Below are 20,358 nucleotides of genomic sequence, written 5' to 3'. Positions count from 1 at the left end.
GAGAGGGGTCTTTGATGGACCAAAGTGACGGCTTGCTTTTCGCCTATGTCCTGGACGGACAAGGCGGCGGGAGGGAGCTCGACTGGCAGGGCATTCGCGCGTGGTCACCGGCAGATGGGGTCTTGTGGGTCCATCTCGACCGGACCGGCGAGAAGGCCCGGTCGTGGGTCTCCGACGAGACCGGCATCGACAAGGCGACCTCTGAGACCTTGCTGTTGCCGGCGGCGACGCGCCCGCGGGTGCAACGCATCGCCGACGGGCTCTTCGTCGTCCTGCGCGGCATCAACCAGAATCCGGGCGAAGAGCACGACGACATGGTCGGCCTGCATATGTGGATCGATCCGGGGCGGATCATCACCTTGCGCCGCCGCCGCCTGATGGCCGGACAAGCCATCCGCGATCGTCTCATCAAGGGGATTGCCCGCGCGACCCGAGCGATTTCCTCGCAACGGTGGCGGAAGAGCTCTTGCATCCCATGGTGCCGATCATCAGCGATCTCGACGATGCGGTGGATGAGATGCAAACCGAGCTTCTCGTCTCGACGGACAAGCCGATCCGCAAACGGCTGCATGGCATCCGCCAGGAGGCGATCGCCTTGCGCCGCTACCTCGCGCCTCAGCGCGACGCCATGTCCCGCCTACAGACCGAGCCCATGACCTGGCTGAACGATCTCGACCGGGCCTATCTGCGCGAGACCGCCGACCGGACGTTGCGCTTCGTCGAGGATCTCGACTCGATCCGCGAGCGCGCGGCCATCGCTCAGGACGAGCTCAACAACCGGGTCAACGACCAAATGAACCGGACCATGTACCTGTTGACCGTCGTCGCCACCCTGCTCCTGCCCGCCAGCCTGCTCACCGGGCTGCTCGGTATCAATGTCGGCGGCGTACCGGGCGTGGAGTCCGACTGGGCATTTCTCGCGGTGGCCATCCTGATTCCGGGACTTGCGCTGCTGGAGTTCCTCTTCTTGCGCTGGATGAAATGGATCTAGCGCGGACGAGGCCGTCTCATCCTTGGAGGTTCGCTTGGACCACATTCTGAATGGCGAGACTTTGACGAAGGCCCGGGAGCTTTTCGAGCACTGGGTGCGAAGCGACGTCTTCGTGTGGTCGAATCTCGTCCAATTGCTCATCATCGTGCTGCTCTTTGCCGTCTCCCGGCCGATCGCCCGGGTGCTGCAGGCCAGGCTCGATACCTTGTTCGCCCGTGAGACCCGCCGGCGCGTCTCCTCCATCCTGCTCAAGAACGCGGCCAAGCTCACGGCATTAACGCTGCCGGCGACATGGCTGTTCCTGCTCTGGGTCACCCTGGTGGCGTTTGACTACTATGAGCAGCCGGCCGAGTTCTTGCGTATAGCCGCCGTCCTGCTGGCGGTGTGGCTGGTCATCCGTCTAACCTCCACGCTCGTGCGCGATCCGGGCTGGGCCAAGGCCATTACCGTCATCGCTTGGGCCATCGCCGCCTTGAGCATTGTCGGGTTGCTGGACGACGCCGTCGCCGTTCTCGACGGCGTGTCGCTGACCATCGGCGGTGTGCGGGTCTCCGCCTTGCTCGTCCTCAATGCCGTTCTGTCGCTCGCCATCTTGCTGTGGGTCGCCGTCATGGCCTCCCGCATCTTGGAACGGCGCATCACCCAAAGCGTGCAGCTCACGCCCACATTTCAGGTGCTGCTGATCAAGCTGCTCAAAGTGGTGCTTGTCGGCATTGCCATCGCTCTTGCCCTATCGACGGTGGGCATCGATCTCACCGCCTTCGCCGTTCTCGGCGGCGCCATCGGCCTCGGCATCGGCTTCGGCCTTCAGAAGATCGTGTCCAACCTAATCGCCGGCGTCATCATCCTGCTCGACAAGTCCATCAAGCCCGGCGACGTCATCTCGGTCGGCGAGACCTTTGGCTGGATCAACTCGCTTGGCGCCCGCTACGCCTCCGTCGTCACGCGCGATGGGACGGAATATCTGATCCCGAACGAGGACCTGATCACCCATCAGGTGGTGAACTGGTCCTACAGCAACGACGCGGTCCGCCTGAAAATCCCAATCGGGATTTCCTACAAATCCGATCCGCGCCAGGCGATCGCGCTCTGTTTCGAAGCCGCCCGCGAGGAGAGCCGCATACTGAAGCAGCCGGCGCCCAACGTGCTGTTGAAAGGCTTCGGTGACAGCTCGGTCGACATCGAGATGCGGGTGTGGATTCGCGACCCGCGCAACGGCGTGTCCAACATCAAGAGTGCCATCCTCCTCAGGGTTTGGGACAAATTCCACGAGCACGGCATCGAGATCCCCTACCCGCAGCGAGACCTTCATCTCGTCCCGCCTGCAGGTCTCGAAGTGGGCGCTGTAGTTAAGGAAAGCTGAAGGCCACCAAGGGCCCGAGCGTGCGGTTCCCGGCAAGGCTTTCTGCTCTGCAAAGCGCCCGCGAGCGCCCCGCCTCGCGGCCCCAAACGCCGCGCGAAGGCGGCGGCCGCCACGCCATCCCGACATCTGACCAGCCACGATTTATCCTTTATTTACTGCGGCATAGAACCTTTTTCCGGTTTTCAGAACTGTAGAGCATCTTGCAAGTTCGTCGGCTCTACATTGCCTCTGTAAAGGCTGACCGAGAGCGAACGTACCGAAAGAAGAATGCTGAAATTCACCGACAGGCGAGACGTCCCCGGCACGCAGGTGAGTGTCGGCCACTCACCGTCCGATGACCGCCCCCAAAAGCGCGCTGTCGTGGCCGCTACGCTGATCGGCGTCGCCTCCGTTCTGCTGGGCCTGATCGTGCTCGCCGGTTGGGTCTTCGGCGTAGATGCCATCAAGTCCATCCAGCCCGGCTGGGCGACGATGAAGGCAAACACTGCGATCGGATTCATCCTCGCCGGCACGGCTCTATGGTCGATCCAGCGCCGCTCCATCACGCCATGGGTCGTACCCGTGTCGATTGCCTGTGCCTTGGCGACGGTGGCGCTCGGCGGCATCACGCTGATTCAATATTTTACCCATGTCGATCTCGGCATCGATCAGGCGCTGTTCCCCACCGACGATAACGAGTTCCTGCCTGGCCGCCCCGCGCCCATAACCGCGTTCAACTTCACCCTGCTCGGCGTGGCGATGCTCCTGCTTTGCATCAAGGCGAGCGGACCTCGCGCCGCGGCACAGATGGTGGCCATTCCCGTGCTGACGCTGTCCTACGTCGCGTTGCTTGGTTACGCCCTGTCCTCGAGCTCGCTTTATCAGATCCCCGGATTTGTCTCCGTGGCGTTCCATACGGCCGTGGGCCAAATGCTCCTCGGCATCGGCACCATGGCTTCCTCGCCGGAGACGGGCATCACCCGGCTGCTGATCGGGAGCGGCAAAGGCAGCCGTCTCGCCAGGCGGCTCGTTCTCATAAGCGTGGTTCTATTTCCACTGCTTGGATGGATGAGGGTCGAGGCCGAGCTCGCGGGCCTCGTCACCGCGGAAATGGGCGTCGCCCTGCTCATCTCGCTGACGCTCATTATCGTCTTGTCCTTTATCTTACTCCCCATCGAGGCGCTCGCGCGGGCTGAAGTGGAGCGCGAGAGGCTCGGCGCCGCCGTCGTCTCCAGCAAGCGCGCCGAGAACACGATCCGCAACGTTCTCGACGCGGCGCCTGATGGCATGCTCGTCGTCAATCGAGCGGGCGAAATAGTCATGGCGAACACAGAGGCCGAGAAACTTTTCGGATATACCCATGATGAGCTGATCGGCCAATCCGTGGACATGTTGGTGCCCACGCGCCACCAGCAGATCCATGGCAGCCATCGCGGAACTTTTTGGAGCGAGCCGAGCACGCGGCCGATGAGCCAGGGGTCGAAACTGTCAGGACTGCGCAAGGACGGCAGTGAGATCCCCGTCGAGATCGCCTTAAGCCCCGTTCAGACCGATACGGGCGATCTCGTCATCAGCAGCATTCGCGACATCAGCGAGCGCATACGCTTCTTCGAGGCCTTGCGTGAGAAGAATATCGAATTGGAGCGGGCGGCAAAGGCGAAGGATCATTTTCTCGCCAACATGTCTCATGAGCTGCGCACGCCGCTGACCGTCATCATCGGCTTCGTCAAGACACTGATGATGAAAGTGTCAGGTCCGCTTGCCGCCGAGCAGGAGCGGCAGGTCCTAAAGATCGAAGCCAACGCGACACATCTCCTGGCTCTGCTCAACGACCTTCTCGATCTGACGAAGGTGCAGTCCGGCAATGAGGACATCAGTCTTGAGCCCGTTGACGTTCGATCCGTCCTTGAGGACGTGGAGACCTCGTTGCGCCCGCTTGCCGAGAGCAAAGGTCTGGCCCTCCAGATCGAATGTCCGCAAAAATATCACCTCAACCGCAGCAGCCGCCGCACCCTCCTGCAGATATTACTGAACTTGGCCAACAACAGCATTAAGTTCACCAATAGTGGATCGGTTCGCATCGTGATCGAGGGAGCGTCGCAGAACACGCAGACGATCACGCGCATCCACGTCATCGACACCGGCATCGGCATCCGGCCGGAAGATCAAGAAAAACTCTTCCACCCGTTCACGCAGTTGAACCCGGACGCAAACCAAGGCGGCACCGGCCTTGGGCTCCATCTGAGCCGCAGCCTCGCCCACTCGCTCGGGGGTGAGGTAACGTTCCGCAGCCTCTATGGCCAGGGCAGCACCTTCACCCTGACCTTGCGCGAGGAGTCGGAGGCGCCGGCTCAAACGCGCATCGCCAGCTAGAGCGCCTGAGCGACGCGCACGCCTACTCCGACTCTCCTGAATTGAAAATGTGAATGCGCGAAGCGGCGCAGGCGCCTGCAATCAGGCCGAGGAACGCGCAAGAATATCGCGGACGTTCTTGGCCAAGGTCATCGGGTCGAACGGTTTGGCGATGACCCCAAGAGCGCCGAGATCCATGTAACGAGACCGCTCGTGATCCATGGTGCGCGCCGTCATGAAGATGACTGGCGTCCGTGCGTGGCCCGGCAAGCCGCGAAGACGTGCAAGCGTCTCGATGCCGTCGATCTCGGGCATCATGACGTCGAGCAGAATGACGTCAGGCTTGAAACCATCCGACAGAAGGTTGAGCGCCTCCATACCGGACGCGGCGGTCCTCAGTGCGATGTCAGGATCGACGCCCAGCGAAATCTTGACGATGTCCCGGATGTCGTCCTGGTCTTCGACCTGCAAGACCTGTAGCGATGTCACGGGTTCGGTTTTCCCTTCCGAATAGCCAGCCGATTGACCCCCCTCATGCGGCTCGCGAACAAAATCCCAGTACATGGTTGCGCTCCAACTTCAAAAAGCGCGAGCGTGATGCCTCTGGTTGGTGAATCCACCATTAGCTCGCGGCTGACGATTGTTGCTTTCGGGAGACAAAACACGCAGCGCCATAGCGCCGTTCCCCGCATCCCTCGTCCATGCCTAACGAACTAAAACCGATGTCCAAGTCGGTTACTCGCCCTCGCTAGTTTGGGCGCAAACCAGGCAAAAAAGGGGCTGTGAGGCCGTCATCGCGCTCTATGGTTACAAGAGCGGCACCGAATAATTGACGATTGCGCGGAACTGCGTCAGGTCGTCACTCGGCAGCCCGGCATCGAACACCTGCCAGTCGATATATTCCAACTCCACACGCAGCCCCTCCAGACGCCCGCGATGCGGCTCATACACGAAACGCAGGTCGAGCTCTTCCTGGTCGGCGAAGCCGCCATTGGTGGCGAGATCGGGCGCGCCGCTTCCCTTGCCCCATGCGGCATGGAGCTTCACCCCTTCAAGCCCGATCTGCTCCAAGTCGTAAGACAGGGAGAGGAGATAGGCCCGCACGCTCGCTTGGTCGAAATTCGTCACGATCATCGCCGTGTAGGACGTCGAGAAGCCGAACGGCTTTTGGATGCTGGCTTCGTCGCCGACATCGGACACCGCGCCGGTGAAGACGAACCCCGCATAGCTGGCGATGAGCCGCGCCGAGGCCTGATAGGTTTGATAGGGGCCACCCGCGATCAGGTCCGCGCCCACCGTCCTCTGGTCGAGAGTGTTGACGCCAACGCGAAAACTCGGACCATCCCCGCCACCGCCGAAGGGCAGCATATAGTCGAGCTCCGCATAGGCGGTGTTGAGCGTGTCCTTGATCCAATAATTCGCGACGCCGGCATTCCACCGGGCGCCGTGATAGCCGATGCCGTTGACGAGGACGCCCTCATCCTGGGCGACACCGAGCCCGTTGCTGAACGACTGGAACGTGGCGGTGTTGCGCGGCTTGTATTGCGTCAGATAGGACGCGATGTAGTCGAGCGTCTGGTTCTCCTTGTGCTCCGGCACGAGGACAATGCCCTCGAAAGTCAGAGGGATCATCCTGACATCGTAGGGATTGATATACGGGGTGCGCACGAGTTGCCGGCCCACGGCGAGCTCCTGCCCCCCGAATTTCACCAGCCCGTTGATCTGACCGAGCGTGGTGATCTGATCGCCGTCAGTGGTGAGATTGACCGAGTCCCCGGCGAACGCATTCCCATAGAGCGGCTGGGATGTGTAAAGGACGCTGCGGAGCTGGAAGAAATCGGCGATATAGCCAGACTCGTAGGCCAGGGAGCCGCCGGTGGTCAGCGCCTTGGGCTCGTCGTAACCGAAGTTATGCTCGTCGAACCAGTAGGTCCGGCTGTTGGCCTTAAGTTGCGTGTCGCGGAAGAAGGCCGGCGCGTTCGGCATGTGCTCGCCGCGCACCGCGTCGAAACGCGCCTCCCGCGAATCGGCATAGGGCTTCGGACCCCTCAGATCGTCCCGCGGACCGAGAGGCGTCGTGAACCCCTCACCGATCGGGCTGAAAGCCTCTTTGGCGCTGGACGGGATGGGATAATCGGTGGCGCCTTGGGCGAATGCCCGGGACGAAAGCCCGGCGCTGGCCGCCAAGCCGCACCCCAAGAGGGCAAGGAAAAGGGCTGCACGCCCCGCCCCGCCTCTCATCACCTGAGCCATAGCCCCCGCCTCCCCCGCCATGAGGCCAGCCCCTAGGAACGGGAATGCCGATCCTAGCAGATTCTCGATTGCCTGCGATTCGCGCACCTTCAGGCTCCCGCAAGCTGGCGCGCTTTGCTAGTGTCGCGCCATAAAAAATCCCCGCCAACTCAATAAGGTCGGTTCATGCTCAAACATTCGCGCCGCCGCGCGCTGGGTCTTCTGATCGCCGCCGGCATCGGCATTCGCCTCGTTCCGGGCGCCTCCCGCGCCCTCGCCGCCGGTGAGGCCGAAGAGCCCGAGACCACGGAGGATATGGAGGAGGCCGAGGAGGCAGAGTCGGACGAGGTCGAGTGCTACGACTCCAAGGACTTCGGCCCTTGGAAGGCGCAAGCCAGCGACCGCAGCGCCGGAGCGCGGCTAGGCGAAGTGCCGGTGCTCAATCCCAAGGCCTGCGACCTGACCATCGAGCTTCAGGTCAATACGGACTTCGACGCGAAGATCTTCATCACCGGCAATCCCGACGAATTGCCGGAGGACTTCCTTATCAAGCCGGAGAACCGCCTGATCGCCAAGACCGCCGCGGGCAAGGTCACCGTGGACGAGCAGTTATGCGGCAATTGCACCGACATCTACGACGACCAGGTGAGCGTCGTGCTGCCGCTGGCCACCGCCCCGCTGTTCCGCGATGAGGACAGCGTCGAACTCGTCATCAGGCTTGCCGGCAAGGAGGCGGACTGCCGCTTCAAGGTGGACACCGTCACCTTGCGAAAAGCGCTCGATTGGGCCGATGAGCGGCGGGATGCGCTGGCCAAAGAGCGCGACGACGACAAATGCGTCTCGCCGGAAGGGTGCTTCATCACCACTGCCTGCTGCGAGGTGCTGGGTCTCGGCGACGATTGCTTCGAGCTGCGCGCGCTTCGGCGCTACCGTGACGAGGTGCTCGCCAAGCAGCCGGGTGGCGTATCCGACATCGCTCGCTATTACGCGCAGGCGCCGCGCATCCTTGCGGGGCTTTCCACGCAGACGCGGGAAACGCGCTTGCTGTCGGTCTATGCCCGCTTCGTGCTGCCCGCGGCCATCGCCGCGCGGCTCGGTCTCAACCGTCTGGCCTATCGTCTCTATGTGCGGATGCTCGATGAGCTCGCGCCGGACATGCTGACGGGCGCGGAGCAAGCCCCGCGCCCGTTGCGCTAAGCGGACCAGGGACAGCCGGCTAGCTCACCGCCTCGGTCTTACCGAAGGTCAGCGGATCGCCGATGGGCTCGAACGCCCACACCATGGCGTCGCCCGTGGCGTTGCAAAGATAGAGCGCACCGCCCTTGTCCTCGACGAAAACGGCATAGCCGGGATCCTCGGAAAGCCCATCGGGCCGGCTCGACAGCACCGTGCCGCCCTCCGTCAAATAGGCCGCGCAGATCGTCTCGGCGACGGTCTGCGGCTGATCCTCGTAGCCGCCATTGGACGCGGGCTTCAGGCCGATCAACTCCGGCCCCGCGCCTTCGAGAAGATCGTCGTTCACCAGGGAGTAGGAATAGACGAAGCCCTCGGAATCGGCATCGCACATCCACAGCCGGTCCTCGGAATCGGTGATCCAGACCAGGCTGAAGCCGATGCCGCTGCCGTCGTCGACCGCGCCGATAGCCTCGACCGGCTGGGCCGGGTTGACCGTGGAGCAGGCCTGAATGGCTTTGTCATGGTTGCTTTCGCCGGTCTTAGCCGTGGCCGGAACGAGCGCGACCGCGGTCAGGGATAGCGCGGCCAGCCCCGCGCCAAGCATCGCAAGTTTGCGTGTCATTTTCAGTCTCCTCAGAAATTCGCCAAAAGGCAGGATTGCCGTTGGCCTTGAGGGACAGATGGCGGCCCGCGGGGCGCCTCATTGTGAGCGGCCTCACACTCGCCGCCACAGACAAAGCCAGGCTTCGCCCCATTGAGGCCGGGCTGATGCCCCGCTTCCCCAACTATCATTCGGCCCACGGCGGAATTTCGGGAACCGGATCGGGACTTCGCGCATTGGGGTGCAGGACCGCCGGCAAGGGGACTTCGGCCGGTCTTGGAGGGACCTCGCCAATGCCACGACCATTGCTTCGGAGCCACGTGCGTGCCGGCTGGCCCGCTGGCGCTTGCCTGCTTGTCCCAGCCTCAACCCAACCAATTCACGGGAGGTGCCGCCGACACCGCTGATGACCTTGCCGCGCTCAGGGGCACGAGCGCACGTCCGAAATTGGGGAATGGGGGGCGTAGGCCGCAACGGTGGGGAACCCGTACGGCCAAGCGAGGGAGCCTACGATGATCAGTTCCACACTACCGTTGGTCGAGCATCCCGACTGGCACCCGGTACACCGGGCCACGGCAATGCTGCGCCAAGCGCTTCTCACCTCCGCCTCGTCCCGTCCGGATGCCGCGGAGATTTGGGGCGATCGCCTATACCGCCTCGATCCGGCGCCGGTCGAACTCGTGAACGGCCCGGTCAGCATGGCGCAGCCCGCCTCGCTGCCGGCGCTTCTCGGCCTGCTGTCCATCGACGACGCGGCCGGCGTGTGTCAGTCGCCTGTCACATATGGCAACGATGTTAGCGCCCCGGAGGGCTCCGCCATGGAGTCGTCGGGAGAGGACGAGATGCTCGACAGGACGGAGCTGCTGCAACTGCAGGGGCTGGTGCAGGCCTTTTACCGGCGCCAACGCCAAGCGAGCCTGTTGGTGGCGGCCTCGATCGCCGCGGCGGTCGTGCTGACCTTCGGCGGTCTCATTCTGCTGTTCAGCATGACGGGTCCGGGGCCGGACAAACGCGAGGATGCGGCGCCGAAGGACGGGACCTCCGTCGCCCGCGCCGCGCGCGCGCGGAGATCGAAGCCCCGTTCTTTCAACCCATCCCCGTGCGCGTGAGCCGGCCGGCTGCGCCCGCGGCCCTCCTGATCCGGGCCAAAGCCGAAGTACCGGCGTCCGACCAAAGCGCCTTGGACACCAGCGTCGTCCACGCCACGGCCAAACGCCCGCTCGCCCTCGGACCGCTCCTGCCGCTCGGCTCGGCGCGCTATCTCATGATGCGAGGACTTCCCGAGGAAGCACAGCTCTCCGCTGGACGCCGCACCGGCACCGGCACCTGGATGGTCAAAGCCGCGGACATGGCCGATCTCACCCTCACCCTCAACGATGGCGCGGGCGGCGACTATCCGCTCGATGTCTATCTGCTGGATACAAGCAACGGCCCGCAGGCCCGGCGGCGCCTGGTGCTCCGGGTCGATCCGGCGCCGCAAGCACCGCAGGCCTATGCGGCCGGTTTCGGCCTGACCTGGCCCGCGCCGCAGACGCCGCCGTCGCCTGCCGCCGAGACCGGCACGGCGTCCGCCCTGCTGGCCGACGCCGATGCGCTACACGAGCGCGCCCAAGTGCTGCTCGGCGAAGGTAAGCTCGCCGCGGCACGGCGTCTGCTCACAAGCTTGGCGGAAGAGGGTCACGCCGAGGCCGCCTACGAGCTCGCCCTCACCTATGACCGGGAAGTGCTGGATCATGCCGGCATCCACGGCGTCGACGCCGACCCCGCCATCGCCACCGCCTGGTACGAATATGCCGCCAGGGAAGGCCATGCCGGCGCGGCCCAGCGCCTGAAGGTTCTGGCTAGACGACGTGGCGACGCCTGAGCTCGTCGACCAGCATCTCGACCAAGGCTCGGGGCTGGTATTGCTCGTCGACAGGGCAAGCTCGGCCTGCTCCGGCGGCTCGTAGCTTGAGTCGATGCCGGTGAAGTTGCGGATCAGGCCCGCCCGCGCCTTGCGGTACAGCCCCTTCGGATCGCGTGCCTCGCAGACTTCGAGCGGGGTATCGACGAAAATCTCGATGAACTCGCCCTCGCCCACCAGCTCGCGGGCCATGCGCCGCTCGGAGCGGAACGGCGAGATGAACGACACCATGACGATGAGCCCAGCATCGACGAACAGCCGCGCCGCTTCGGCCACGCGCCGGATGTTCTCCACCCGGTCGGCGTCGGTGAAGCCGAGATCCTTGTTGAGCCCGTGGCGGACATTGTCGCCGTCGAGCATATAGGTGTGTCGGCCGAGAGCGTGCAGGCGTTTCTCGAGCGTGTTGGCGATGGTGGACTTACCCGAGCCGGACAGCCGGGTGAACCACAGCACGCATGGCTTCTGACCCTTGAGAGTGGCGCGCGCCGACTTGTCGATGAACAGCTCCTGCCACTGAACATTGGTCGCGCGGCGCAGGCCGAACTCGATCATGCCGGCGGCCACCGTGGCGTTGGTGAAGCGGTCGATCAGGATGAAGCTGCCGGTCTCGGCGTTGTCGCCGTAAGGGTCGAACACCAGCGGCCGCGCCAGGCTGATATTGCACAAGCCGACCTCGTTGAGCTCCAGCGTCTTGCCGGCCACATGGTCGAGACTGTCGACATTGAGCTTGTATTTGAGCGCCGAGATGGTGGCGGTAGTCGCCTGGCTGCCGCACTTGATGGTGTATGCACGGCCCGGCAGCATCGCCTCCTCGTCGAACCAAATGACCTTCGCGGCGATCTGATCTGACACGGACGGCGCGGTCTCCGGCATCGCCGCCGCGATGACGTCACCACGGCTGGCATCGACTTCCTCGGCGAAGGTCAGCGTCACCGCATCCCCTTCTTCCGCCCTCTCGAGATCGCCGTCAGCCGTCACGATGCGCGCCACATGCACATGCTTGCCGGACGGATGGATGACGACCTCGTCGCCGGTCTTGATGCTTCCGCTCGCCACCGTGCCGGCATAGCCGCGGAAATCCAGATGCGGCCGGTTCACCCATTGCACGGGAAAGCGGAACGGCGCGTTCGTCACCCGATGGCTGACATCGACCGTCTCCAGATGCGCAAGCAGCGTCGGGCCGTGATACCAGTGCATGTGCGGGCTGGGGCTGGTGACATTGTCTCCGCGCAGCGCCGAGCACGGGATCGACGTGATCAGCTCGAAGCCAAGCGGCCGGGCGAACTCGGCGAACTCTTCGGCGATCGCCTCGAACCGCGCCTGATCGAAGTCGATCAAATCCATCTTGTTGACCGCGACCGCGACCTTGCGGATGCCGAGCAGCGACAGGATACAGGCATGACGCCGGGTCTGCGTCAGCACGCCTTGGCGCGCGTCGACCAGCAGCACGCCGAAATCGCAATTGGACGCGCCCGTCGCCATGTTGCGCGTGTACTGCACATGGCCCGGCGTATCGGCGACGATGAATTTCCGCCGCGGCGTGGAGAAATAGCGATAGGCCACGTCGATGGTGATGCCCTGCTCGCGCTCGGCCTGGAGACCGTCCACAAGGAGGGACAGATCGATCTCGCCGCCTTGCGTGGCGTTGGGACGTTTGGAGTCGCGCTCCATGCTTAGAAGCTGATCCTCGAGCACGAGCGCGGAGTCGTAGAGCAACCGGCCGATCAGCGTACTCTTGCCGTCATCCACGCTGCCGCAAGTGAGGAAGCGCAGCAGTCCGCGATCTTCCTCGGCGGCGATCCTGGCGGCGAGGCGATCGCTGGCGCTCTCCTTCTTGCCGCCGACTACGCTCAACTGCGGCATCAGAAGTAGCCCTCCTGCTTCTTCTTCTCCATGGACCCGGTCTGGTCGTGGTCGATGACCCGGCCCTGACGCTCCGAATGGCGCGAGGCGATCAGCTCGTCGATGATCTCCGGCACCGTGGTCGCGTCGGACCGGATGGCGCCGGTCAGCGGATAGCAGCCCAGCGTGCGGAAACGCACCTTGGCCATCTCGGGAGTCTCGCCGGGATCGAGCGGCAGACGCTCGTCGTCCACCATGATCAGCGTCCCGCCGCGCTCGACCACCGGCCGCTTGTCGGCGAAATAGAGCGGCACCACCGGAATGTTCTCAAGATAGATGTAGGTCCACACGTCGAGCTCGGTCCAGTTCGACAGCGGGAACACGCGCATGCTCTCGCCTGGCTTCACCTTGGTGTTCGCCAAGTGCCACAGCTCCGGCCGCTGGCGCTTCGGGTCCCAGTTATGCGCGGCGTTGCGGAACGAGAACACCCGCTCCTTGGCCCGCGACTTTTCCTCGTCGCGCCGCGCGCCGCCGAAGGCCGCATCGAAGCCATGCGCGGCGAAGGCCTGCTTGAGCGCCTCGGTCTTCATCACGTCGGTATAGAGCGCGCTGCCATGGGTGATCGGCGACATGCCCTCGCGCTTACCCTGCTCATTGGTGTGGACCATGAGATCGACGCCGAGCCGCTGCGCTTCGCGATCGCGAAACGCGATCATCTCGCGGAACTTCCAAGTGGTGTCCACGTGCAGCAAGGGGAATGGCGGCTTGGCCGGATAAAACGCCTTCATGGCGAGATGCAGCATCACCGCGGAGTCCTTGCCGATGGAATACAACATCACCGGATTCCGGAACTCGGCCACCACCTCGCGCATGATGTGGATGCTCTCGGCCTCGAGCTGGCGAAGATAGCTGGAAAGTCGATGTTTCATCGTCAGGCACTCGTACTCTTGGTCTTGTCGGCGGCGGGCCGGGAGGACGCCTTCGCCGGCTTTTCCTTATCAGAACCCTTGCCGTTCTGGGTCTTGGCATGCGCCTCGGCCTTCCGCTTCTCGGCGAGATAGCGATAGGCGCTGACGGGGATCAGGGCGAGGTAGAGCACCGAGCCGACGGCGAGCGTCAGGGATGGATAGGTCAAGAGCATGGCAATGAAAAGCGCGGCGAGCACAAAAACCGGCGGCACATACTCCCGGGGGATGCGCTGACCGATCATTTTGGCCGAGAAAGTCGGCACATTGCTGACCATGAGGAGCGCGATGGCGAGCGTGTAGACCAAGATCAGGGGCGTCAGAACCGGCACATGCAGGCCGAGATCCTGGGAATAAATCGGCAGTAGGAGGATGATGGCCCCAGCCGGGGCCGGCACCCCGACAAAGAAGGCGTTCTTCCAGGCGGGCTGGTCGGTCTGATCGAGCGACACATTGAAGCGGGCGAGCCGGAGCGCCGAGCAGACCGCGAACACCAGAACGGCGATCCAGCCCAGACTGCGCAAATCCTCCAGCGCCCAGTTGAACATGATGATGGCGGGGGCCACGCCGAAATTGACGAAGTCGGCAAGGCTGTCGAGCTCGGCGCCGAAACGCGATGACGCTTTCAGCAGGCGCGCGACGCGGCCATCGATGCCGTCGAGAAAGGCCGCGAACACGAGCGCCGCCACCGCCAAATCCCAGCGATGCTCGATGCCCATGCGGATCGCGGTGAGACCGGCGCAGAGTCCGACCAAGGTGAAGATGTTGGGGATGAGCACCCGCACCGGGACTTGCCCACGGGCGAAACTCAGCGGACGCCGCTTGCGATCCTCGCGCCCCGGCTCGAAAGGAGGAAACATTGACCGCCTACGCCTCCCCTGCCGCGGATTGCCCACGACGCGCTTCACCCACGAGTGCCGCCAGCACCGTCTCTCCGCCAATCGCCGTTTGGCCGAGCTCTGTGAGAATCTCGACGCCCTCCGGCAGATAGAGATCGACGCGGCTGCCGAAGCGGATCAAGCCGATCCGCTCGCCTGCGGCCACGCTAGCCCCCTCGCTCACGAAAGTCACGATCCGCCGCGCCACGAGGCCGGCGATCAAGATGACCCCGATCTTGTCCCGGCCGCAGTCTCGATGACGAAGGCTGGCGCTCGTTCTCCTCGCTCGCCTTGTCCAGCTCCGCGTTGAGAAACGCACCGGGCACATAGCGCCGTGGATGATCTTGCCGCCCACCGGCGCGCGTATGATGTGCACGTCGAGCACCGAGAGAAACACCGAGACACGCGTCAGCGGATCGGTGCCGAGCGCCAACTCGCGCGGCGGCATCACGCCTTCGGCCACGGCGGCGATCTTGCCGTCGGCGGCACTGACCACGAGGCCATCCCGGTCCGGCGTCACCCGGTCGGGGTCGCGGAAGAAATAAGCGCATGCCGCGGTGAGGACTGCGGCGAGCCAACCCAGCGGCGGCGCCAGCAAGAACAAGAACAAGGTCGCCACCGCGAAGCCGGCGACGAACTTGTAGCCGTCGCGGTGAATGGGCACGAAGGCGCCCGTGATGCTGTCCAGAATACTATGCCGGTCGTTCATGTGTTGCTTCAGGTCCAATCGGTTCAGGTCGACGCCAACGCCTCGTCCTCGAGACGCTCGGCGCCCGGGAGGCGGGAAGATCTTCTTCGTCCAACGCATGGGCCAGCCGCTCGCGCGCCTCGTCGGCCTCGCGCTGACGGGCCCACAGGCTCGCATAGAGTCCATTCTTCGCAAGCAGCTCGAGATGGGTGCCCTGCTCGACGATCTCTCCGTGATCGAGCACGATGATGTTGTCGGCGTGCACGACCGTGGAGAGGCGGTGGGCGATCACCAAGCTCGTGCGCTCGCGCGCTACGCGCTCCAGCGCATCCTGAATATCCATCTCGGTGTGACTGTCGAGCGCAGAGGTCGCCTCGTCCAGCATGAGGACCGGCGGACCTTTTAGAATGGTGCGGGCGATGGCGACACGCTGCTTCTCGCCGCCCGACAGCTTGAGGCCGCGCTCGCCCACCAGGGAGTCGTAGCCTTGCGGCAGCCCCATGATGAAGTCGTGGATCTGCGCAAGCCGGGCCGCCTCGCGAACGTCCGCCGGACTCGCGTCCGGCTTGCCGTAGCGGATGTTGTACTCGATCGTGTCGTTGAACAGCACCGTGTCCTGGGGAACCATGCCGATCGCCGCGCGCAGCGAGTCTTGCGTCACGTCCTGGATGTTCTGGCCATCGATGGTCACCGCCCCGCCGGACAACTCATAGAAGCGGAACAGGAGGCGCGAGATAGTGGACTTGCCCGCGCCAGTCGGCCCGACAATGGCGACCATCTTCCCCGCCGGGACCTCAAAGCTCACATGTTTCAGGATCGGCCGGGCCGGGTCGTATGCGAAGGAGACATCGTCGAACTTGATCTCGCCCTTGGTCACCGCGAGCGGCTTCGCGCCGGGCTTGTCGACGATCTCCGCCTTCTCATCCAGCAGCGCGAACATGGTCTCCATGTCGATCAGCCCCTGCTTGATCTCGCGATAGACCATGCCCATGAAATTGAGCGGCATGTAGAGCTGCAACAGGATCGCGTTGATCATCACGAACTCGCCGACGGTGAGCACGCCATTCGTCACGTCGCGCGCCGCCAGCAACATGCAGACGACCATGCCGAGGGTGAAGATCACCGCCTGGCCGGTGTTCAGCACGCCGAGCGAGGTGTAGGCGCGGACCGCCGCCCCCTCGTAGCGCGCCATGGAGGCATCGAAGCGGCGCGCCTCCAGCTCTTCATTGCCGAAATATTTCACCGTCTCGAAGTTGAGCAGGCTGTCGACCGTCTTGGCGTGCGCCTCGGTGTCGGACTCGTTCATATCGCGGCGAATGGCGATGCGTTTCTCGGAGGCGAAGAACGTGAACCACACATAGAGAACCACGGTGACGAACACGACGGCCACGTAGATCCAGCCGAAATACCAGGCGACCAGACCGGCGATCATGACGAGCTCGACCGCGGTCGGAATCGAGTTCAGCACCGCCATGCGCATGATGGTGTCGACGCCGGCGATGCCGCGCTCGATGACGCGGTTGAGCCCCCCGGTGCGCCGCTCGAGATGAAAACGTAAGGAGAGCGCATGCAGGTGACGGAAGGTGCGGTTGGCAAGCCGGCGCACGGCGTTCTGCGATACGACCGTGAACACCACGTCGCGCAGCTGGGCGAACAGCACCATGAGGATGCGCCCCACCCCATAGGCGATGATGAGCATGGCCGGGACGGCGGCGAGGCCGAGGAAGCTGACCCCCGGCGCCGGGCCCGTGGCGCCCTCGCCGGTGAGGAAATCCACGACATTCTTGTAGGCGATCGGCACGGCCAGGGTGATGACCTTGGCGAGCACCAGCGCCGCGAAGGCGAAGATCACGCGCCGGTGCAGATCCGGCCGGTTGGCGGGCCACACATAAGGCACCAGCTGGCGCAAGACGGCGAGCTGCCCCGCCCGTGCCTGAAGCACGGCGTCGCTCGTCGATTGCGGCAGCCGGTCTCGCATGAAAGGTCTTTTCTATCAGCGCGTTAGCGCGCGGCAAAAGGGGCAGCGCCAAGAGCTGCCCCTGCTGTCTCAAGGATATAGTCCTCAGGCGCTCTCGCGCCAAGCGCCTCGGGGATTTTAGCCCGCGCTTGGACTACGGCCTGACGCCGGGCGGAGGCATATTCGCCGGGTCCGGCTTGGTGAGCGAGATGTTGAACATCGCCCGGCCGGCCAGCATGCGGGTCTTGTCGTCGAACTGCTCGACCCTGATCTGGTGCACCTCATCGTCGAGCGCCGTCTTGTCCTCGGCGCTCCATTTCCCCTCACCGTCGGCGGCGACTTGAGCAAAGGGCTTACCGTCCACGTAAATATAGACGCTGCTGTTGGCGATGGCCGTACCGGCGAGCTTCAGGGTGCCGGGGCCCTCTTCCGCCTTGGCATAGTCGACAACGCTCACCTTGATCGGCGATTTCGGTGACGGCGAAGACGCCTCACCGACAACGTCAGCCGATCCGTCTTCCGCCGCGGCGGCGGGCGCGAGATAAGGCGCGCCGGCGACGGCCGCAATTGCCGCGATCAGGGCGATGAACTTGTTACCGATCATCTAGGTCGTTCCTCTAAAAGATTCCATCGTGCCGGGGGAGCCGATCCATGGACCCGCCAGCTTGGGCCGGACCCTAGCGGATCGGCCGCGCCGCCGCCACACAGCAAGCGAAATAGGGTTGCTTGACGCATGCGGAGGCCCAGTGGCAGATGGGGCCCATGAAGGACAGCAAGAACACGCTTAATATCAGGAATATCTGCGTCTATTGCGGCTCGGGCGCCGGCCGGAATCCCGCCTTCATGGAGGCGGCGCGTCAACTGGGCCGCATCCTGGCCGCTTCACGCATCGGCCTCGTCTATGGCGGCGGCGATCTTGGCCTCATGGGCGCCGTCGCCCACGCGGTGCTGGAGAACGGCGGCTACGTCACCGGCATCATTCCGGGCTTCCTCCGCCAGCGCGAGCACATGCTGATCGAGGCCCAAGAGCTGATCGTCGTGGACGACATGCATCAGCGCAAACATTTGATGTTCGAGAAGTCCGACGGCTTTGTGGCGCTGCCCGGCGGGCTCGGCACACTAGAGGAATTCGTCGAGCAGCTGACCTGGACGCAGCTCGGCCAGCACAGAAAGCCCATCGTGCTCGCCAATATCGCAGGCTTCTGGAATCCCCTGCTCGAACTCTTCGACAAGATGAGCGGCGAGACCTTCATCCGCTCCGGGCTCGAACTGAAGATGACCGTCGCCGACCGCGTCGAGGACATTCTTCCGGCCATCGAGAGCAGGCTCGAAGCCTATCCCGAAGAGGCCGAGGCGGAAGCCGAGATCGCCGCGAAGTTTTGAGGCGGCCTACTGCGTCTCGATTAGCGCGATGGTGTCGGGCAGCTCGAGCCAGTGGTGCCGCCGCGACGCCCAGAAGAGCTTGGAGGGCCGCGGGAAGCCCGGATCGGCGAAGCAGCCCACCGGCACGCCGAGCGTTCCCGGCAGACCTTCGGCGCGGAAGGCAATAGCCGTCCCGCACGTCGGACAGAACGTGCTGTCGATGGCGCGCCCTGAGTCCCCGCGATGCGTGTATTGCCGCCGCTCGCCGGCGATCGACACCGCAGCCTCCGGAAACAACGCGGCATAGGAGAACGCGCTTCCCGTTCCGCGCTGGCAGTCCGTGCAGCTGCACAGATAGACATCGAGCGGCTCGCCCTGCACCGCCGCCATAAGGCCACCGCAAGCGCAGCGCGCGCTACGCTCTATCACCGCTTCCTGCTCACGATCTGAACCCTTCGCCGTTTAGGCGCCCGGCGCCGGCGCGCCGTCGCGGATCAGCTTGTAGTTGATGGAATCGAGCAGCGCCTCGAAGGAGGCGTCGACGATGTTCGGCGAGACGCCCACGGTGAACCAGCGGTTCCCCTCCCCGTCGCGGCTCTCGATCAGAACGCGCGTCACGGCGTCGGTGCCGCCAGTGAGGATACGCACCTTGTAGTCCACCAGCTCAAGGTCATCGATATAGCTCTGGTACGGGCCAAGGTCCTTGCGGAGCGCGTTGTCCAGCGCGTTGACCGGACCGTTGCCCTCGCCCACGGACATCACCGTGTCGCCGTCGATGCGCGCCTTCACGGTTGCCTCGGAGATGGTGACGAGCTCGCCGAGCGCGTTGTGGCGGCGCTCCACCATGACGCGGAACGAATCCACATCGAAGAATTGCGGGACGTTGCCCAGCATGCGCCGCGCCAGAAGCTCGAAGGACGCCTCGGCCGCCTCATAGGCATAGCCGGCCGCCTCGTGCTCCTTCACCGTATTGAGCAGGCGGGTGACGCGCGGGTCGTCCTTGGGCACGGCGATGCCGATGCGGTCGAGCTGTGCCATGATGTTGGAGCGGCCGCCTTGGTCGGAGACCAGGAGCTTGCGGACATTACCTACCGATTCCGGCGGGACGTGCTCATAGGTACGCGGGTCCTTCTGCACGGCCGAGACATGGATGCCGCCTTTATGGGCAAAGGCTGACTCGCCGACATAGGGCGCATGCCGGTTGGGCGCGCGATTCAAGATCTCGTCGAGAACCCGCGAGGCATGGGTCAGCGTCCGCAGCTTGTCCGGCGTGACGCCGGTCTCGAAGCGTTCCGCATAGCCCGGCTTGAGCATGAGCGTCGGGATGATTGAGGTCAGGTTGGCGTTGCCGCAACGTTCGCCGAGACCGTTCAGCGTGCCCTGGATCTGACGCGCGCCCGCGCGCACCGCGGCGAGAGAATTGGCCACACCGTTATCGGTGTCGTTGTGCACGTGAATGCCCACGTGATCGCCGGGGATATGCTTCACCACCTCGGCGACAATGGTCTCGACCTCCTCGGGAAGGGAGCCGCCATTGGTGTCGCACAGCACCACCCATCGCGCGCCGGCCTCATAGCCGGCCTTGGCGCATTCGAGCGCGTAAGCCGGGTTCGCCTTGTAGCCGTCGAAGAAATGCTCGCAGTCGAGCAGCGCCTCGCGACCCGATGCCACGACCGCTTCCACCGACTCCTTGATGCCGGAAACATTCTCCTCCGGCGTGATGCCGAGGGCCACGTCCACATGGAAGTCCCAGGTCTTCCCCACGAGGCAGACGGCATCCGCGTTGGCGGCAAGGAGCGCCTGGAACCCGGGATCGTTGGAGATCGAGCGGCCCGGCCTCTTGGTCATGCCGAAGGCGGTTGACTTGGCGTTAAGGGCGCGCGGCTCGCCGAACAGCTTGGTGTCGGTCGGGTTCGCGCCGGGATAGCCGGCCTCGACATAGTCGAGGCCGAGCGCATCGAGCTGCTCGGCGATGAGCCATTTGTCCTCGAGCGAGAAGTCGACGCCATGGGTCTGGGCGCCGTCCCGTAGCGTCGTATCGTAAAGCGAGAGCCGTTCGCGAGCCATGA

The 20,358-nt window shown here is 64.2% G+C and carries 16 protein-coding genes and 1 pseudogene; 6 read left to right on the top strand and 11 right to left on the bottom strand.

The window, feature by feature from the left end; translation table 11 throughout:
• Positions 1-14 precede the first annotated feature (14 nt).
• The 3 genes and pseudogenes from AUC69_RS05690 to AUC69_RS05680 all read left to right on the top strand — a co-directional run bounded on the left by AUC69_RS05690 (position 15) and on the right by AUC69_RS05680 (position 4,706).
• A pseudogene (locus AUC69_RS05690) lies at positions 15-991 on the top strand (zinc transporter ZntB).
• A gap of 34 nt (positions 992-1,025) precedes the next feature.
• Complete coding sequence (locus tag AUC69_RS05685) at positions 1,026-2,354, top strand: mechanosensitive ion channel family protein (protein WP_204377273.1); 1,329 nt, start codon at positions 1,026-1,028, stop codon at positions 2,352-2,354.
• A gap of 267 nt (positions 2,355-2,621) precedes the next feature.
• Positions 2,622-4,706: a sensor histidine kinase gene (locus AUC69_RS05680; RefSeq protein ID WP_083239130.1), complete on the top strand. Its 2,085-nt coding sequence runs from the start codon at positions 2,622-2,624 to the stop codon at positions 4,704-4,706.
• Between the two features lie 81 nt (positions 4,707-4,787).
• On the opposite strand, the gene AUC69_RS05675 is transcribed toward AUC69_RS05680, so the two are convergent.
• Together AUC69_RS05675 and AUC69_RS05670 are read right to left on the bottom strand one after the other, a co-directional pair.
• Complete coding sequence (locus tag AUC69_RS05675; RefSeq protein WP_069441338.1) at positions 4,788-5,174, bottom strand: response regulator; 387 nt, start codon at positions 5,172-5,174, stop codon at positions 4,788-4,790.
• Between the two features lie 318 nt (positions 5,175-5,492).
• Positions 5,493-6,872, bottom strand: coding sequence for an OprD family outer membrane porin (locus AUC69_RS05670; protein ID WP_069441285.1), 1,380 nt, complete (start codon positions 6,870-6,872; stop codon positions 5,493-5,495).
• 231 nt (positions 6,873-7,103) lie between these two features.
• Here AUC69_RS05670 and AUC69_RS05665 point away from each other — a divergent pair, with 231 nt between their 5' ends.
• Positions 7,104-8,114: a hypothetical protein gene (locus tag AUC69_RS05665; protein WP_069441284.1), complete on the top strand. Its 1,011-nt coding sequence runs from the start codon at positions 7,104-7,106 to the stop codon at positions 8,112-8,114.
• A 19-nt stretch (positions 8,115-8,133) separates the two neighbouring features.
• Here the strand turns inward: AUC69_RS05665 and AUC69_RS05660 are convergent, their stop codons facing one another.
• Positions 8,134-8,715, bottom strand: a complete 582-nt coding sequence (locus AUC69_RS05660) for a hypothetical protein (RefSeq protein ID WP_141700613.1) — start codon at positions 8,713-8,715, stop codon at positions 8,134-8,136.
• 491 nt (positions 8,716-9,206) lie between these two features.
• On the opposite strand from AUC69_RS05660, the gene AUC69_RS05655 reads away from it, so the two are divergent.
• Positions 9,207-9,803, top strand: coding sequence for a hypothetical protein (locus AUC69_RS05655; protein ID WP_141700612.1), 597 nt, complete (start codon positions 9,207-9,209; stop codon positions 9,801-9,803).
• 485 nt (positions 9,804-10,288) lie between these two features.
• Here AUC69_RS05655 and cysN read toward each other — a convergent pair whose 3' ends face one another.
• The 6 genes from cysN to AUC69_RS05625 all read right to left on the bottom strand — a co-directional run bounded on the left by cysN (position 10,289) and on the right by AUC69_RS05625 (position 17,531).
• Positions 10,289-12,460: a sulfate adenylyltransferase subunit CysN gene (gene cysN, locus AUC69_RS05650; protein ID WP_069441281.1), complete on the bottom strand. Its 2,172-nt coding sequence runs from the start codon at positions 12,458-12,460 to the stop codon at positions 10,289-10,291.
• Complete coding sequence (cysD, locus tag AUC69_RS05645; RefSeq protein ID WP_069441280.1) at positions 12,460-13,368, bottom strand: sulfate adenylyltransferase subunit CysD; 909 nt, start codon at positions 13,366-13,368, stop codon at positions 12,460-12,462. The genes cysN and cysD overlap by 1 nt, the downstream gene beginning before the upstream one ends.
• Before the next feature lie 2 nt (positions 13,369-13,370).
• Positions 13,371-14,264: a CDP-diacylglycerol--serine O-phosphatidyltransferase gene (gene pssA, locus AUC69_RS05640; protein WP_069441279.1), complete on the bottom strand. Its 894-nt coding sequence runs from the start codon at positions 14,262-14,264 to the stop codon at positions 13,371-13,373.
• Between the two features lie 7 nt (positions 14,265-14,271).
• On the bottom strand, positions 14,272-14,991 hold the full coding sequence (locus AUC69_RS05635; protein WP_158008029.1) for a phosphatidylserine decarboxylase: 720 nt from the start codon (positions 14,989-14,991) through the stop codon (positions 14,272-14,274).
• Complete coding sequence (locus AUC69_RS05630) at positions 14,975-16,948, bottom strand: ABCB family ABC transporter ATP-binding protein/permease (RefSeq protein WP_069441278.1); 1,974 nt, start codon at positions 16,946-16,948, stop codon at positions 14,975-14,977. Before AUC69_RS05630 ends, AUC69_RS05635 begins: the two co-directional genes overlap by 17 nt.
• 133 nt (positions 16,949-17,081) lie before the next feature.
• Positions 17,082-17,531 carry a hypothetical protein gene (locus AUC69_RS05625; RefSeq protein WP_069441277.1) on the bottom strand — a complete coding sequence of 150 codons (450 nt, stop codon included), beginning with the start codon at positions 17,529-17,531 and terminating at the stop codon, positions 17,082-17,084.
• A 158-nt stretch (positions 17,532-17,689) separates the two neighbouring features.
• On the opposite strand from AUC69_RS05625, the gene AUC69_RS05620 reads away from it, so the two are divergent.
• Positions 17,690-18,310, top strand: coding sequence for an LOG family protein (locus tag AUC69_RS05620; protein ID WP_069441276.1), 621 nt, complete (start codon positions 17,690-17,692; stop codon positions 18,308-18,310).
• Positions 18,311-18,316: 6 nt separating this feature from the next.
• Here AUC69_RS05620 and AUC69_RS05615 read toward each other — a convergent pair whose 3' ends face one another.
• Both AUC69_RS05615 and cimA read right to left on the bottom strand, forming a co-directional pair.
• Positions 18,317-18,718 carry a GFA family protein gene (locus AUC69_RS05615; RefSeq protein ID WP_141700610.1) on the bottom strand — a complete coding sequence of 134 codons (402 nt, stop codon included), beginning with the start codon at positions 18,716-18,718 and terminating at the stop codon, positions 18,317-18,319.
• A 33-nt stretch (positions 18,719-18,751) separates the two neighbouring features.
• Complete coding sequence (gene cimA / locus AUC69_RS05610; RefSeq protein ID WP_069441274.1) at positions 18,752-20,356, bottom strand: citramalate synthase; 1,605 nt, start codon at positions 20,354-20,356, stop codon at positions 18,752-18,754.
• Between the last annotated feature and the right edge of the window lie 2 nt (positions 20,357-20,358).

This window comes from Methyloceanibacter superfactus (assembly GCF_001723305.1).
GTDB classification, from domain to species: domain Bacteria; phylum Pseudomonadota; class Alphaproteobacteria; order Rhizobiales; family Methyloligellaceae; genus Methyloceanibacter; species Methyloceanibacter superfactus.
The sequence above is the reverse complement of the archived record's forward strand: the minus strand, read 5'-3'. Positions and strand labels throughout refer to the sequence as shown.

Coding starts and splice junctions, on each gene's coding strand:
- AUC69_RS05680 (WP_083239130.1), top strand. CDS start 2,622: ATGCTGAAATTCACCGACAGGCGAGACGTCCCCGGCACGCAGGTGAGT.
- AUC69_RS05665 (WP_069441284.1), top strand. CDS start 7,104: ATGCTCAAACATTCGCGCCGCCGCGCGCTGGGTCTTCTGATCGCCGCC.
- AUC69_RS05660 (WP_141700613.1), bottom strand. CDS start 8,715: ATGACACGCAAACTTGCGATGCTTGGCGCGGGGCTGGCCGCGCTATCC.
- AUC69_RS05655 (WP_141700612.1), top strand. CDS start 9,207: ATGATCAGTTCCACACTACCGTTGGTCGAGCATCCCGACTGGCACCCG.
- cysN (WP_069441281.1), bottom strand. CDS start 12,460: ATGCCGCAGTTGAGCGTAGTCGGCGGCAAGAAGGAGAGCGCCAGCGAT.
- cysD (WP_069441280.1), bottom strand. CDS start 13,368: ATGAAACATCGACTTTCCAGCTATCTTCGCCAGCTCGAGGCCGAGAGC.
- pssA (WP_069441279.1), bottom strand. CDS start 14,264: ATGTTTCCTCCTTTCGAGCCGGGGCGCGAGGATCGCAAGCGGCGTCCG.
- AUC69_RS05635 (WP_158008029.1), bottom strand. CDS start 14,991: ATGAACGACCGGCATAGTATTCTGGACAGCATCACGGGCGCCTTCGTG.
- AUC69_RS05630 (WP_069441278.1), bottom strand. CDS start 16,948: ATGCGAGACCGGCTGCCGCAATCGACGAGCGACGCCGTGCTTCAGGCA.
- AUC69_RS05625 (WP_069441277.1), bottom strand. CDS start 17,531: ATGATCGGTAACAAGTTCATCGCCCTGATCGCGGCAATTGCGGCCGTC.
- AUC69_RS05620 (WP_069441276.1), top strand. CDS start 17,690: ATGAAGGACAGCAAGAACACGCTTAATATCAGGAATATCTGCGTCTAT.
- cimA (WP_069441274.1), bottom strand. CDS start 20,356: ATGGCTCGCGAACGGCTCTCGCTTTACGATACGACGCTACGGGACGGC.